Here is a 13,416-nt window from a genome sequence, read left to right as displayed (position 1 = left end):
CGGCTCCGTACTCAGCGCCGCTCGAGCAGCGAGCGCAGCGACCGGAACGGCGGCAGCCAGGCGCCCTCGTCGGGCAGGGTGTCGAGCGAGACCCGCGGGAGCGGCTCGCGGAACACCCCGTCCATGTCCTCCAGGTCGAGGAAGGAGATCACCTCGGAGGACAGCGCGAACCCGGCGTACTCCCGGAAGCCGATCACCGTGACGTCGGTGCCGCCCTCGACCAGCTTCTCCAGCGGGTCCTTGAACGCGCGCCCGTCGCCGGAGGCGACCACCACGTGCCGCAGCCGGCCCTCGCCCGTCCGCAGGTCGATGTGGGCGAGCATGTCGTCGTCGACGTCGGAGTCCTCGCTGGTCTTCGGCTTGGCGAAGACGGCGAAGCCGACGTTGCGCAGCGCCTCGACCCACGGGCGGATGGTCTCGATGCTGCCCGGCGCGACGTTGGTGAAGACACACGCCTCGGCCTCGGCCTCGACGCCGGCCAGGTCCAGCAGCCAGCGGCCGACGGCGTCGAACCGCGGCCGGTAGGCCGACGTCGGGCGGGCGCCGAGCAGCGAGCCGAGGCTCATGTCCATGTTCGGGGCGTCCCAGACGAGCAGCACCCGCTCCAGCGGACCGGTCGGTGCGGCCTTTCCGTAGTGGCCCGTACCGGTGTTCGCCCCGCCGTTCATGGGGCGAGCCTAGCCGGGAGCCGGCGATCATCCACGCCGGTGGGCCGGACCAGGACGGATCGGGCGATCCCGGGTGAGACTGTGCGCATGAGTGAGTCGGCGCGGACGAGCGAGACGGTGACCGGACCGCAGCGGGTCGCGGAGGAGGCGGCCGCCGCGATGCGCGCGGCCGACCGGGCGGCCCGGGCCGCGGGCGTCGACCTGAGCGGGGTGGCGCCCGGCCGCGCGACCGCCACCATGACGGTCGGCGACGACCACGCCAACGGACACGGGATCTGTCACGGCGGGTACCTGTTCCTGCTGGCCGACGCGGCGATGGCCTACGCCAGCAACGCGCACGGGGTCTCGGCCGTGGCCTCCGGCGCCGACATCACCTTCCTGCGCCCGGCCCGCACCGGGGACGTGCTCGTCGCCGAGGCGGTCGAGCGGGCACTGGCCGGTCGGTCCGGGCTCTACGACGTCACCGTCCGGATCGCGAACGGCCCCGACGGCCCCGACGGCCCCGACGGCTCGGCCGGCGAGGTCGTCGCCGAGTTCCGCGGCCGCACCCGCCAGGTGCCGGGCCTGGCCCCGCCGCCGGCCTGAGGCCGGTTGCGGTCCCGCACCCCGGGGACCGACCGCGCACCACCTGCAGCCGGTGCGCGAACGGCGCCGGGATGCGAGGTCCGGAGAGAGTCAGATGCGGTGCGGGTCCAGGAATGCCGGGCGCAGGTCGGCGTCCGGGGTGTCGTAGTAGCGGTGGAACACCGGGGTCTGCGAGCCCGACATCGGCGGCACGATCCAGCTCCAGTCCGCCGGGCAGCTGCGCCCGGCGGCCTCCTCGCGGGCCACGTGCCGCAGGAACCGCTCGGACTCGGTGTGGTGGTCGGCCATCGTGACGCCGTCGGCGTCGAACGAGTAGGTGACCGCCCGCACCAGCTCCACCATCGCCCGGTCCCGCCACATCGTGCGGACCGAGCGGGTGTCCAGGCCCAGCCGCGCCGCGATCTCCGGCAGCAGGTCGTAGCGGTCCGGGTCGGCGAGGTTGCGGGCACCGACCTCGGTGTCGAGGTACCAGCCGTTGAACGGGGCGGCCGGGTAGACGATGCCGCCGATGTCCAGCGGCATGTTGCTGATCGCCGGGACCGAGTGCCAGCGCAGCCCGAGCCGGGCGAACCACGGGTGCTCGGGGTGGCGCAGCGGGACCTCGTGCACCGCGTCCGGCGGCACGTCGAACAGCCGGGACCGGCCGTCCGAACCGGTGATCAGCAGCGGCAGCACGTCGAACCGGCCCCGCGGGTGCGGCCGCGGCCAGCCCATGGCCACCACGCGGTCGGTGAACTCGGTCTGCGACGGGTCGCCGACCACGCTGCCGTCCGGGTTGCGGTGACCGGCGTAGCGGACCAGCTGGTCGTTGCGGATCCGCGGGCCCGGCCGGCCGGGGCGGTCCGGCGCGAACACCGTGATCGTCGACCGGATCTTCCCGCCGCGGGTGGCCGCCCGCAGGTGCCCGACGCTCTCCTGGGCGACGTCGGCCGGGTCCTGCAGGTGCCGCAGGTCGCGGACCTGCAGCGACTGCCAGTAGAGCCGGCCGATGCAACGGGCGGAGTTCCGCCAGGCGATCCGGGTGCCGAAGACGAGCTCGTGGGCGGTGTGGGTGTAGGTGCCGTGCCGGTCGATCTCGGCCCGGACCTGGCGCAGCCGGTCGGCGAACGGCGCCGGCGGCTCGGTCTCGGCGTACACCTGGCGCAGGAAGTCCTCGGCGGCGTCCGGGTCGGCCGGGGCCGGGTTGCGCTCGTCCGGGACGGCGGCCGGGGTGGGATGCCCCCCACCGGGGTGCCCGGTGACGGGGCAGCCACCGGCCGGGCGCGGCGTGCTGTTGGCCGGGACGACGGCCGTCGCGGCCGCGGGGCCCTCGGTCCCGGTCCGGGCCGGGTGCGCGGGGATCACGGTCAGCCGGGCGCGGGGCGCGGGGCCGTCCAGCGGCGTCGCGACCGTGGCCCGCTCGGGCAGCGGTGTCGCGACGGTCGCGCCCTCCGGCGCCGGGGTCGCGAGGGTCGGCCTGTTCTGCTCCGACGATCCCCGCAGGGGCGTGCTGAGGGTCGGGGCCTCCGGCACCGGGGCGGCGTCGCCGCGACCGACCACGGTGGTGGCTTCCGCACCCGCGTCGGCACTCCCGCCACCGTTCGGCTGCGCGGGCGGCGGCGTGGGACCGATGCTCGTTCCGCGTCCGCTGCTCTCGGCGCCGATGCTCGTTCCGCGTCCGCTGCTCTCGGTACCCTCCACCGCCCCCACCAGCGGCACGACGGTCACCGCCCGGGTCTCGGCCTCGCCGGGCCGGGCGGGGTCGGACGTCCCCGGCCGCGCCGGGTCGGACCGGTCCGCGGGCCGGGCCGGTTCGGACGGCACCGGACGCGGCGTCGGGCTCGGCCGGAACCCGGGCGGACGGCGGACCGGCCTGGTCGGGTTCGCGGGCTGCGGGCTGCTCGCGGCGTGCTCCACCGTCGTCACGGGCGTCCTTCGGGGGTCACTCGGGCGGGGATGCGTGTCGGGGGACACTCCGACGGTAGTCGGTGACTCTGAGTGTGTCATCGGTAGCTCATCCGTGAACTGCGGTGTACACCAGATCACGCACCGGGCGGCCCTCGGCGTGCGCGCGGTCCTCGAACTTGGTCACGGGCCGCCAGGACGGACGGGCCTGCCAACCGTCCGGCCCAACGGGGAAGGCGTCATCCGGTCGCAGGGCCGGCTCCGCCGTGACCACCCGCCGCATCTGCTCGGCGTAGTGCGGCCAGTCGGTGGCCAGATGCAGCCGTCCACCGTGGACGAGCCGGGACACGGCCAGCCGGACGAAGTCCGGCTGTATCAACCGTCGCTTGTGGTGCCGCCGCTTGGGCCACGGGTCCGGGAAGAAGATCCGCAGGCCGTCCAGCGACCGCGGGGCGATCGCCCGGTCCAGCAGTTCGACGGCGTCACCGCGCAGCACCCGCTGGTTGGTCAGACCGGCCTGTTCGACGCGCATGAGCAGCTGGGCCAGGCCCGGCTCGAACACCTCGACGGCCAGGTGGTCGATCCCCGGCTCCGCGACCGCCAGGGCCGCGGTCGTCTCCCCCATCCCGGGGCCGATCTCCAGGACCAGCGGCGCCGACCGTCCGAATGCGACGTGCGGGTCCCAGGACGACTCGCACGCACCGGGCAGCACGTCGGAGACCTCACCGCCGAGCCGCGGCCACAGCCGCTCCCACGCGGCCTCCTGGCCCTCGGAGAGCCGGACGCGCTGGTGGACGTACGAACGGATCCGGGTGCCGGGGGCCCGGCGGGAGTCGGTCGCCGGCTCAGGCACCGGGTGGGTTCTCGCCGGCGGCGGGCAGCCGCACGTGCGCCGTCGCACCGGGCAGCCGGCCCCGGACGTACCCGGCGGCGGTGACGCCGAAGCACGCCACGATCGCCGCGGCCGAGGCCGGGTTGCGGTCCTTCGCCTCGCGGATCACGCCCTTGGGCAGCACCTTCATCGTGTAGCTGCTCTCGGTGGACAGCGAGTCCCCGGTCCCGACGACCCTGGAGACCGCGGCCTTGGAGATCCCCTCGGCCCAGCCGCGGCGCAGCAGGTAGCGCCAGGACACGCGGTCGTCGGACACCCGGTGGTCGACCGCGGCCCGCGGCTCGAACAGGATCCGCGGCGTCCGGCCGTCGGCGGTGTAGGCCTGCCGGGCGCGGATACAGAGCTCGGTCTCCTCGCAGCCCAGCGGGTTCTTCCCGATCCGGCCCATGTCCTCGGCGAACCCGCCGACCCGCTTGAACACCTCGGCGCGCAGCGACATGTTGCAGCCCATCAGGTTGCGCATCTCGGAGCGCTCGGTGGGCTGGCCGGTGTAGGTGCAGCCGACGACCCAGTCGAGCTCGCCGGTGGCGTCCGGATCGGTCGGCGCGGAGCCCGGCAGGGTGCGCGGGCGGCCGTCCGGCCACTTCGGGTGCGCGATCCCGCCGACGCCGATCACGTCCGGGTCGGTGTACGGCGCGAGCAGTGCGGCCAGCCAGCCGGGCCGGGCGGCCGCGTCGTCGTCGAGGAACACGATGACCTCGCCCGAGGCCAGCTCGACGGCGGTGTTCCGGGCCCCGGACAGGCCCTGGGCGCGCTCGTTGGCCACCACGACGACGCCGCGCGGGCCGAACTCGTGTTCGGCGCGTTCGCGCAGCCGTTCGTTGTGGTCGACGACGACGATCGTCTCCACCGGCGTGACGTCCTGGGCCTCGACGGATTCGACGGCGGCCTTGATGTCGAACCAGCGCTTCTCGGTGTAGACGCACACGACCACGGTGGCGGTCGGCAGGGCGTTCACGGCGTACTCGCTCCTCAAGGTCGGCCCCGCCGGGGTCGGCAGGGGCCGGGTTCTCGGGCAGGGCCGATCGAGGGCCGATCGAGGCGGGGCCGATCTAGCGGGAGTACCCCGAGGCCTTGCGGCGCTGCTCCATGCGACGGTGCTCGGCCATCAGCGTACGCAGCACCCGGGTGCCGTCCGCGAAGGTCCGCAGGTTCGTCTCGCCGAACATGCGCTCACGCTCGACCGACGGCACCTCGGTGATCGTCAGGTCGGCCGCGGCCACCCGGCAGTTGAGCACGGTCTCGATCTCGAAACCGTCGCCCCAGATCATCGAGCCGTCCTCCGGCTTCGGGGCGGCCGGGTCCGGGAGCTCGAGCTGCGGGAGCAGGTCGGCCCAGAACGCGTTGTAGCCGTAGCAGAGGTCCGAGTACTTCGTGCCGAACAGCCGGTTCGCGACCGTGTTCAGGCCGGCGTTGCCGGACTTGCGCAGCAGCGTGATGTCGTCCGAGCCGCCGCCCTTGCAGAACCGGCTGCCCTTGGCGAAGTCGGCGCCGTCGACCAGCGCCTTGACGAACGCCGGGATCTCGTTCGGGTCGGCCGAGCCGTCGGCGTCGAACATGACCAGGACGTCACCGGTCGCGGCGGAGAACCCGCACGCCATCGCGTTGCCCTTGCCCTTGCGGGTCTGGGTGATCACGCGGGCCCAGGGCAGCGTGCGACGGGCGACGGCGACGGTGTTGTCGGTCGAGTTGCCGTCGACCACGATCACCTCGTGCACGGCCGGCCGCACCGCGGCGATGGCCGGCAGCACGATCTCCAGGTTCCGCGCCTCGTTCCGGGTCGGGACGATCACCGACACGGCCGGGTTCGGGCTGCGGCGCGGCGCGGGGCGGGGCCGGGGGCGGCGGAAGCCCTCCGGGCCGTCGATCGGCTGCTCCACGGCGCGGGCAGCCGCACCACGGGCGGGGGCACTCGCCGGGAAGGGCGTCTGTCCCGTCCCGGAGCCGGTCTGGTGCCCCGGGCGCGCGGGCGCGGCCATCTCGGGGTCGACGGCCGGGCGGGCGGGAGTAACGGCGCTCACACTTCCTCCATACAGGTCCGCTCGGTACGTCCAACGACGACGTCACGGTCCGGTTGCGGTCTTCGTGCCGGTTCGGGCGGTCGGGGTCACCCGACCGTTCAGACGCATCGGACGTCCGGGGGGTTGCCCCGGTCGGTTGATTCGTCCGGATCCGGGATGTGGTTCATGGAACGGTAGCGCCGTCGCGACCGCCCCTCGTGATCGTTCCGCAGTCCTACGGAGCCGATCATCCGGGGTGCCGGCGACACTTCCGCCCATGCCGCTGTTCCGTGCCCGGGTCGACCCTCTCGGCGAATTGCGTCCGGCACTCGCGATGGCCCGGATGGACTGCGCCGAGGCGCTGTCGTCGCAGGTCGACGCCGTGGCGAGGCGGGCGGTGCGGCGTCCCGGCCGGTCGGCCGACCCGGCGTGGTGGGCGACGGCGCTGGAACCCGCCGGCACGGCCCTCGACGACGACTGGGCGCGCCGTTGCGGCCCGGCCCTGCGTCGCGCGTACGCCACCGTCTCGTTGGGCCGAACGGGCGCAGGTATGGCATATGTCATTCACCCTCCGTCACGATCCGGCGCGCCGCTTCTCGCCTCGGCCGCGGCCGGAGCGCTCCCCCGGTCGTCGGTCCGGAGGATTCCGCCCGGTCGTCGTGCACCGAGGGTGACCGGTGCGACGCTCACCGGGACGTTGCTCCCGGTCTGGCTGGGGTCGGGTTCGCTGGTCTCCGGGGTCCTCGGTCTCCGTCAGGTCGTCGCCACCGCCGGGCCCGGTCTGGCGCTGGCGCTGGCCGGGCTGGTGCTGGTGATCGGTGCGGTGACGCTGGCCCGGGTCCGCACGGTCCGGGCCGCCCGGGCGGACGAGCTCGCCCGGCGGGTGCGCGCGGCGGTGCTCGCCGCCGCGGACCGCGAGCTGCTGCGCCGGACCCTGGCGGTGGAGCGGGCGGTGCGGGTGCCGGCGCCGGCCGGGGCCGGTCCGCGCCGGGCGGGAGCCGGTCGTGCGGCCTGATCCGGACGACGACCGGTCGCGCTTCCCGTGGGGCACGGCCGGCGTCGTGGCGGGCGCCGCCACGGCCGGCTGGACCGCGGCCCCCTGGTGGGCGTCGGTCCCGGTCCCGCGTGCGCCGCACCCGCTGCCGGGTGCGGCCGTCCCGGTGACCGGGCCCGCCGCCCGCGACGCGGACGGCGACGGCGTCCCCGACACCCTGGTGATCGACGGGCTCGACGGCCCGGTGCTCTGGACCGACCTGGACGGCGACGGGCTCGCCGACACGGCGTCGTCGACGTCCGGCGACGGTCCGCTCGGCGTCCTCACCGACCGCGCCGGCTGGTGACACCGCACCGCACCGCACCGCCCGGCCGGTGACGGCTCCACGGCGGGGTGGGTGTGGTGTGCGTAAGGTCAGTCGCCCGGTTCGTCGCCGGGGGCCGAGCGCGCCTCGCCCGGCCCGGTGGCGTCGGCCCGCCGGGTGCGACCGCCCCGGCTGTTCTGGCGCTGCTCCGCGAGCTTCTCGTCGATCGCGGCGGACACCGCGGCCTGCCGGCGGCGCTCGCGGATGCGCAGCAGCACCAGCATCGAGATGCCGTAGGCGAGGCCGACGATCAGCAGCACCACGCCGATCCGGAACACCATCGTCTGCGCGGTCGACCAGTCGTCACCGAGCGGGACGACGGAGATCATCCCGAGCACGCCGAGCGTCAGCAGGTGGAACAGCACCACCAGCAGCCGGTTGAGCGAGTCCGCGGTCTCCTTCTTCTGGAAGACGTCCTCGAGGAACGGCTGTCCCGAGCGCAGCAGGATCTGCCCGACGGCGACCGTGATCAGCACGCCGATCAGCACCAGCACGATGTAGCTGCCGGTTCCCTCCACAGTGGGCCCCTCCCCGAGCGTGAGCAGGGGACGAGCCTACCCCGATCGACACGATCGACGCGCTCCGCGCGCGAGGTCACGAAACGGTCAGGACCGGTCGGCGAGGATCGTCCGCAGCGCGTCGTGCAGCTCGTCCGGTGACACCCCGCCGGTGAGCGGGGCGCCCGTCAGGGTGCGCAGGTAGAGGCCGTCGCCGACCAGCTGCACCAGCCAGGCGAGCACCGGGTCGGTGATCTCCTCGCGCAGCGCCGCCAGGCCGTCGGCGTCCACCGTCGCCAGGGTCTCCCGGGCGGCCTCGCCGGGGCCGCTGCCGTCGGCGATCCGGAGCGTCGCGAGGTAGGTGCGGGTCAGCCCCACCGGCGACCCGCCGCCGGGCACCGAGGTCCGCAGGTAGTAGGCCACGGCACCGGCCGGGTCGGCACGCATCAGTGCCGCATCGCGGGCGCTGCGGTCGCGCAGCCGCTCGAGCAGCCCGGCGACCAGCGACTCCTTCGAGTTGAAGTGGTAGAGCAGCCCGCCCTTGGAGACCTCGGCGCTCGCCGCCACCGCGTCCAGGGTCGCCCCGCCGGGGCCCTGCTCGATCAGCAGCGTCTCGTAGGCGTCGAGCACCCGGTCCCGCGCGGACCCCGGGGCGTTCTCGTTGCGCTGTCCCCGCCCGGCCATCCGCGCAGCCTAGTGGCACGCCGGGGAATGTCCGGGATGGAACGCGTCGCCGGGGGCGGGCACCCGGGGTCCGGGCCGGGCGCCGGCCGTGGTGCGCCGGAACACAGCGCCACGACCTGGCGACTGTACCGTCTGGACGGTATAAACATTACCGTCCAGACGGTATAGCCTGCGGCGCGCTGCGCCGCCCGGAAGGAGTCGCAGTGACGTCCCGGCACGCCCCCGCCCAGCCGAACCGGATCACCGCCCCGGGCGCGGCCCGACCCGGCCTGCGAGCCTGGCTGGCGCTGGCGGCGCTGACGATCCCGACGCTGCTGGTGTCGATCGACAACACGGTCCTCGGCGTCGCGCTGCCCGAGCTCAGCGCGGCGCTGCGCCCGGACGCGTCGACCCTGCTGTGGGTCGTCGACATCTACCCGCTGGTCCTGGCCGGCCTGCTCGTCACCATGGGCACCCTCGGCGACCGGATCGGCCGCAGGCGGCTGCTCATGATCGGTGTCGCCGGCTTCGGGGCGGTCTCGCTGGCCGCGGCGTTCGCGACCTCGGCCGGCCAGCTCGTCGCCGCCCGGGCACTGCTCGGCGTGTTCGGCGCGATGCTGATGCCCTCGACGCTCGCCCTGCTGCGCACGGTGTTCGTCGACCGGACCTGGCGCCGGCTGGCGCTCGCGGTCTGGGCGACCGGCTTCGCCGCCGGCGCGGCGATGGGGCCGATCGTCGGCGGGTTGCTGCTGGAGCACTTCTGGTGGGGCTCGATCTTCATCATGAGCGCGCCGCCGATGGTGGTGCTGCTGTTCGTGGCGCCCGTCGTGCTTCCCGAGTCGCGGGCCGAGGCCCCCGGTGCGCTCGACCTGGTCGGCGTCGTCCTGTCCCTGCTGGCGATGGGTCCGCTGGTGCTCGCCGTCAAGCTGGTCGGGGCCGACGGGCTCACCCCCGCCGCGGCGGTGTCGGTCGTGGTGGGGGTCGGTGCCGGTGTCGCGTTCGTCGCGCACTACCGGCGCCGCGTCCGGGCCGGCCGGGACCCGCTGATCGATCTCGAGCTGTTCTCCCGGCCGGTGCTGCGCTACAGCGCGCTGGCCAACGCGGCCACGATGTTCGGTCTCACCGGGTTGCTGTTCTTCGCCGCCCAGTACCTGCAGCTCGTCGTCGGCGCCTCACCGCTGGAGGCCGGGCTGTTCCTGCTGCCCGGCTTCCTGGTGACGATCGTCGCCGGGCTGGCGGCGGCCCGGCTCGCCCGCCGGTTCCCGCTGCACCAGCTGGTGACCGTCGGGCTGGCGCTGGTGCTCGCCGGCTTCGTGACGGCGTTGTTCCTGCACGGCGACTCGGCGGTGGTGCTGCTGATGACCGCCGCCGTCCTCATCGGAGCCGGGATCGGGCTGTCCGAGACGGTCACCAACGACGCGATCCTCGCCGCGGCGCCCCCGCAGAAGGCCGGCGCCGCCTCGGCGGTGTCCGAGACCGCCTACGAGGTGGGCGCGGTGCTCGGAACGGCGCTGGTCGGCGGCGTGCTCTCCGCGGTCTACCGGGCGGGGGTCGTCCTGCCGGACGGTGCGCCGGCCTCGGCCGGGGAGACCCTCGGTGGCGCGGTCGCCGCGGCGGGCTCGCTGCCCGCGGGCGCGGCGGCGGAGATGCTCGACTCCGGCCGAGCGGCGTTCGTGACCGGGGTGGACGTCGCGGCGGGTGCGGCCGCGGCCGTCGTCGCCGTGGTGCTGGTGACCGCCGGGCTCGGCCTGCGCCGGGCCCACCGGGCGATCTCGCCGGACGCGGTCGCCGCCGCCGCCCCGGCGGCCGGCACCGCCGGCGCGGACGGCGCGGCCCGGATCCCGGCCGGCAGCCGTCGCTGACCGGCCCGCGCGGGCCGAAGATCCTCTTCTGTGGAGCCCGGGTGCCACTCGACCGGCACCCGGGTTCCACAGTTCGTGATCATGGCGGTTCCGGCCCGACGCGGCGGCGCGCAGACCGCACCGTTGGTCGCACGCAGTGAGCGGTGGGCGACCACCCGTGACGGTGATGGGCGACCGCCTGCCCTTCCGAACGGGTGGTTCCGGCGACGCGCCGACCCGTCCGGGCCCCGATCGGCCGAGACGGCCTCCCCCGGCTGGTTCACTACGACGACCCCGGCGACCGGCGTGCGGCCGCCGCCCGATCCGACTGTCGTGGAGGCGATCCGTGCCGTACGAGGTGGTCAGCGCCTACACCCTGGTCCTCGGCGAGGACGGCCACGACGATGCCGCGCCCCAGGTGTCCGTGCACACCACCGCGGACGACGCCTGGCGGGCGCTCGACGCCGGCGTCCGCGAGCGCTGCGGGATGCGGCCCCGGCCGCGCCGCCGGGTCGACTCGGACGCGGTCGTCCGGTTCGCGGACGCCTGGCGGGCCGCCGACCCGGCCGCGCGCTACTGGAACGTGACCGCGCACCGGCTGCCGGTGATGGTGCCGGAGCTGGCCCGTGCCGCGGCGTCGCTGGCCGGGGCTCGCTGACCCTTCGGTTCCCGAAGGACGGAACTCGGTCCCGATAATGCATTGAAACGGACCATTCGGCCGTCGGAAATGAATTTCCGCGAGGGTCTCGTGTGCATGTAATACAAAACGGCCGCGGGCATCCTCCGAATACGTCACACGGGCCCGGTTGCGTCCATGTGACATGCCCGTCACCAGCGAGGACATCGGGGCGCCCGAATGTGTTCTGGATCGATTTACCTGATCGGTGTTGTGCCTGACCTCTCAAGTCCGCCCGTGTGTGGGCTCGCTTTTCGCAGGTAGCCTCGGCTCTCACCTTTTCCCGCAGCAGCCCGTGCCGATCCGGTACGGGCACGCAGTACTTCCCCGGGCGGCGGGGCCGGGGCCGGCGAGGAGAACAGGACGACATGACTGCAGCGACCGTTCCGGGAATCGACAAGGCACCGACGACCAACCAGGGCATCGCGGCCTGGGTCCAGGAGATCGCCGAGCTGGCCACCCCGGACCGCGTCGTGTGGTGCGACGGGTCGGAGGAGGAGTGGACCCGGCTGACCGACCAGCTGGTCGAGGCGGGCACCCTGACCCGGCTGAACCCGGAGAAGAAGCCCAACTCGTTCTACGCGGCCTCCGACCCCGACGACGTCGCCCGGGTCGAGGAGCGCACCTACATCTGCACCGAGACCGAGCGCGGCGCCGGGCCGACCAACAACTGGATGGCCCCGGCCGAGATGAAGTCGACCATGACCGAGCTGTACCGCGGCTCGATGTCCGGCCGGACCATGTACGTCGTCCCGTTCTGCATGGGGCCGACGGACTCGGACGACCCGATGCTCGGCGTCGAGATCACCGACTCGGAGTACGTCGTGATCTCGATGAAGATCATGACGCGGATGGGGTCGCACATCCTCCCGCTGCTCGACGCCGCCGACGACCGCTGGGTCAAGGCGCTGCACTCGATCGGCGCCCCGCTCGCCGAGGGCCAGGCCGACGTGCCGTGGCCGTGCAACGAGACCAAGTACATCAGCCACTTCCCGGAGACCCGGGAGATCTGGAGCTACGGCTCCGGCTACGGCGGCAACGCCCTGCTCGGCAAGAAGTGCTACGCGCTGCGGATCGCCTCGGCCATCGCGCACGACGAGGGCTGGCTCGCCGAGCACATGCTGATCCTCAAGCTGATCTCGCCCGAGGACAAGGCGTACTACGTCGCGGCGGCGTTCCCGAGCGCCTGCGGCAAGACCAACCTCGCGATGCTGCAGCCGACCGTGCCGGGCTGGCGGGCCGAGACCGTCGGCGACGACATCGCCTGGATGCGGTTCGGCGAGGACGGCCGGCTGTACGCGATCAACCCGGAGTTCGGCTTCTTCGGTGTCGCGCCGGGCACCAACTGGAAGACCAACCCGAACGCGATGCGCACGATCGAGAAGGGCAACGCGCTGTTCACCAACGTCGCCCTCACCGACGACGGCGACATCTGGTGGGAGGGCCTGGAGGGCGACCCGGCCCACCTGACCGACTGGAAGGGCAACGACTGGACGCCCGGGGCGGGCACCGACGCCGCGCACCCGAACTCGCGCTACACCGTGCCGATCGACCAGTGCCCGGTCGTCGCGCCGGAGTGGCAGGACCCGAAGGGCGTGCCGATCTCGGCGATCCTGTTCGGCGGCCGTCGCAAGACGACGATCCCGCTGGTCACCGAGGCCCGTAGCTGGCAGCACGGCACCTTCATGGGCGCCACCATGTCGTCGGAGAAGACCGCGGCCGCGGCCGGCGGGCTCGGCCAGGTGCGCCGGGACCCGATGGCGATGCTGCCCTTCCTCGGCTACAACGTCGGCGACTACTTCGCGCACTGGGTGAACGTCGGCAAGGGCGCGGACGCCGACAAGCTCCCGAAGATCTTCTACGTCAACTGGTTCCGCCGCGGCGACGACGGCCGGTTCCTGTGGCCGGGCTTCGGCGAGAACAGCCGGGTCCTCAAGTGGTGCATCGAGCGGATGGAGGGCACCGCGGCCGCGGTGGACACCCCGATCGGCTTCGTGCCCACCGCCGAGCAGATCGATCTGGACGGGGTCGACGCCGAGCTCGCCGACGTCGAGGCCTCGCTGGCCGTCGACGTCGAGGAGTGGAAGGCCGAGATCCCGCTGATCGAGGAGTGGTTCGCCACGATCGGTGACGACAACCTGCCGACCTCGATCCGCGACGAGTTCGAGGCCCTGAAGCAGCGTCTCGGCGCCTGATCACACCCGCCCACGGAGCCCCCGCCCACCCGGGCGGGGGCTCCGTCGTGTGTCGTCTGTGGAGAGTGGCCGAAATCCACCCTGATGGACCAGTCCGGGGGTCGCACGCGGCACCGGAGGGTGACCGCCGGTCGCAGCGGTGTGGCGTCACGAATCC

13 protein-coding genes are annotated in these 13,416 nt (G+C 73.9%); 6 read left to right on the top strand and 7 right to left on the bottom strand.

The genetic code is table 11. The features are described 5' to 3' along the window. Nucleotides 1-11: 11 nt before the first annotated feature. Entirely contained in the window at nt 12-668 is a 657-nt protein-coding gene (locus tag WIS52_RS31190; RefSeq protein WP_349302024.1) for an NYN domain-containing protein, read from the bottom strand. Nucleotides 669-755: 87 nt separating this feature from the next. Here WIS52_RS31190 and paaI point away from each other — a divergent pair, with 87 nt between their 5' ends. Then, nucleotides 756-1,253, top strand: a complete 498-nt coding sequence (gene paaI / locus WIS52_RS31185; protein WP_349302023.1) for a hydroxyphenylacetyl-CoA thioesterase PaaI — start codon at nt 756-758, stop codon at nt 1,251-1,253. A gap of 90 nt (nt 1,254-1,343) precedes the next feature. Here the strand turns inward: paaI and WIS52_RS31180 are convergent, their stop codons facing one another. From WIS52_RS31180 to WIS52_RS31165, 4 genes are all read right to left on the bottom strand, one after another. After that, entirely contained in the window at nt 1,344-2,597 is a 1,254-nt protein-coding gene (locus WIS52_RS31180; protein ID WP_379612230.1) for a nitric oxide synthase oxygenase, read from the bottom strand. 649 nt (nt 2,598-3,246) lie between these two features. After that, nucleotides 3,247-3,990 carry a tRNA (guanosine(46)-N7)-methyltransferase TrmB gene (trmB, locus tag WIS52_RS31175; protein ID WP_349302022.1) on the bottom strand — a complete coding sequence of 248 codons (744 nt, stop codon included), beginning with the start codon at nt 3,988-3,990 and terminating at the stop codon, nt 3,247-3,249. Further along, the gene (locus WIS52_RS31170) at nt 3,983-4,987 is read right to left on the bottom strand and encodes a glycosyltransferase family 2 protein (RefSeq protein WP_349302021.1); all 1,005 of its coding nucleotides are present in this window, start codon (nt 4,985-4,987) and stop codon (nt 3,983-3,985) included. Before WIS52_RS31170 ends, trmB begins: the two co-directional genes overlap by 8 nt. A 94-nt stretch (nt 4,988-5,081) precedes the next feature. Next, nucleotides 5,082-6,050 carry a glycosyltransferase family 2 protein gene (locus WIS52_RS31165; RefSeq protein WP_349302020.1) on the bottom strand — a complete coding sequence of 323 codons (969 nt, stop codon included), beginning with the start codon at nt 6,048-6,050 and terminating at the stop codon, nt 5,082-5,084. A gap of 256 nt (nt 6,051-6,306) precedes the next feature. On the opposite strand from WIS52_RS31165, the gene WIS52_RS31160 reads away from it, so the two are divergent. Further along, nucleotides 6,307-7,044 carry a hypothetical protein gene (locus WIS52_RS31160; RefSeq protein ID WP_349302019.1) on the top strand — a complete coding sequence of 246 codons (738 nt, stop codon included), beginning with the start codon at nt 6,307-6,309 and terminating at the stop codon, nt 7,042-7,044. Next, complete coding sequence (locus tag WIS52_RS31155; RefSeq protein ID WP_349302018.1) at nt 7,034-7,369, top strand: DUF6802 family protein; 336 nt, start codon at nt 7,034-7,036, stop codon at nt 7,367-7,369. The genes WIS52_RS31160 and WIS52_RS31155 overlap by 11 nt, the downstream gene beginning before the upstream one ends. A gap of 68 nt (nt 7,370-7,437) precedes the next feature. Here the strand turns inward: WIS52_RS31155 and WIS52_RS31150 are convergent, their stop codons facing one another. Both WIS52_RS31150 and WIS52_RS31145 read right to left on the bottom strand, forming a co-directional pair. Next, nucleotides 7,438-7,905 (bottom strand): hypothetical protein, encoded by a 468-nt coding sequence (locus WIS52_RS31150; RefSeq protein ID WP_349302017.1) that lies wholly within the window; start codon nt 7,903-7,905, stop codon nt 7,438-7,440. 87 nt (nt 7,906-7,992) lie between these two features. Further along, the gene (locus WIS52_RS31145; RefSeq protein WP_349302016.1) at nt 7,993-8,568 is read right to left on the bottom strand and encodes a TetR/AcrR family transcriptional regulator; all 576 of its coding nucleotides are present in this window, start codon (nt 8,566-8,568) and stop codon (nt 7,993-7,995) included. Nucleotides 8,569-8,771: 203 nt separating this feature from the next. Between WIS52_RS31145 and WIS52_RS31140 the strand changes: the two genes are divergently transcribed. The 3 genes from WIS52_RS31140 (at nt 8,772) to WIS52_RS31130 (ending at nt 13,259) form a co-directional block, all read left to right on the top strand. Further along, a complete protein-coding gene (locus WIS52_RS31140; RefSeq protein WP_349302015.1) occupies nt 8,772-10,409 on the top strand; it encodes an MFS transporter in 1,638 nt (545 codons plus the stop codon). Between the two features lie 325 nt (nt 10,410-10,734). Continuing rightward, on the top strand, nt 10,735-11,046 hold the full coding sequence (locus tag WIS52_RS31135) for a hypothetical protein (protein WP_349302014.1): 312 nt from the start codon (nt 10,735-10,737) through the stop codon (nt 11,044-11,046). A gap of 386 nt (nt 11,047-11,432) precedes the next feature. Continuing rightward, nucleotides 11,433-13,259: a phosphoenolpyruvate carboxykinase (GTP) gene (locus tag WIS52_RS31130; protein WP_349302013.1), complete on the top strand. Its 1,827-nt coding sequence runs from the start codon at nt 11,433-11,435 to the stop codon at nt 13,257-13,259. The last annotated feature ends 157 nt before the right edge of the window (nt 13,260-13,416 follow it).

This window comes from Pseudonocardia nematodicida, assembly GCF_040105385.1.
Taxonomy (GTDB): Bacteria; Actinomycetota; Actinomycetes; order Mycobacteriales; family Pseudonocardiaceae; genus Pseudonocardia; species Pseudonocardia nematodicida.
The sequence above is the reverse complement of the archived record's forward strand: the minus strand, read 5'-3'. Positions and strand labels throughout refer to the sequence as shown.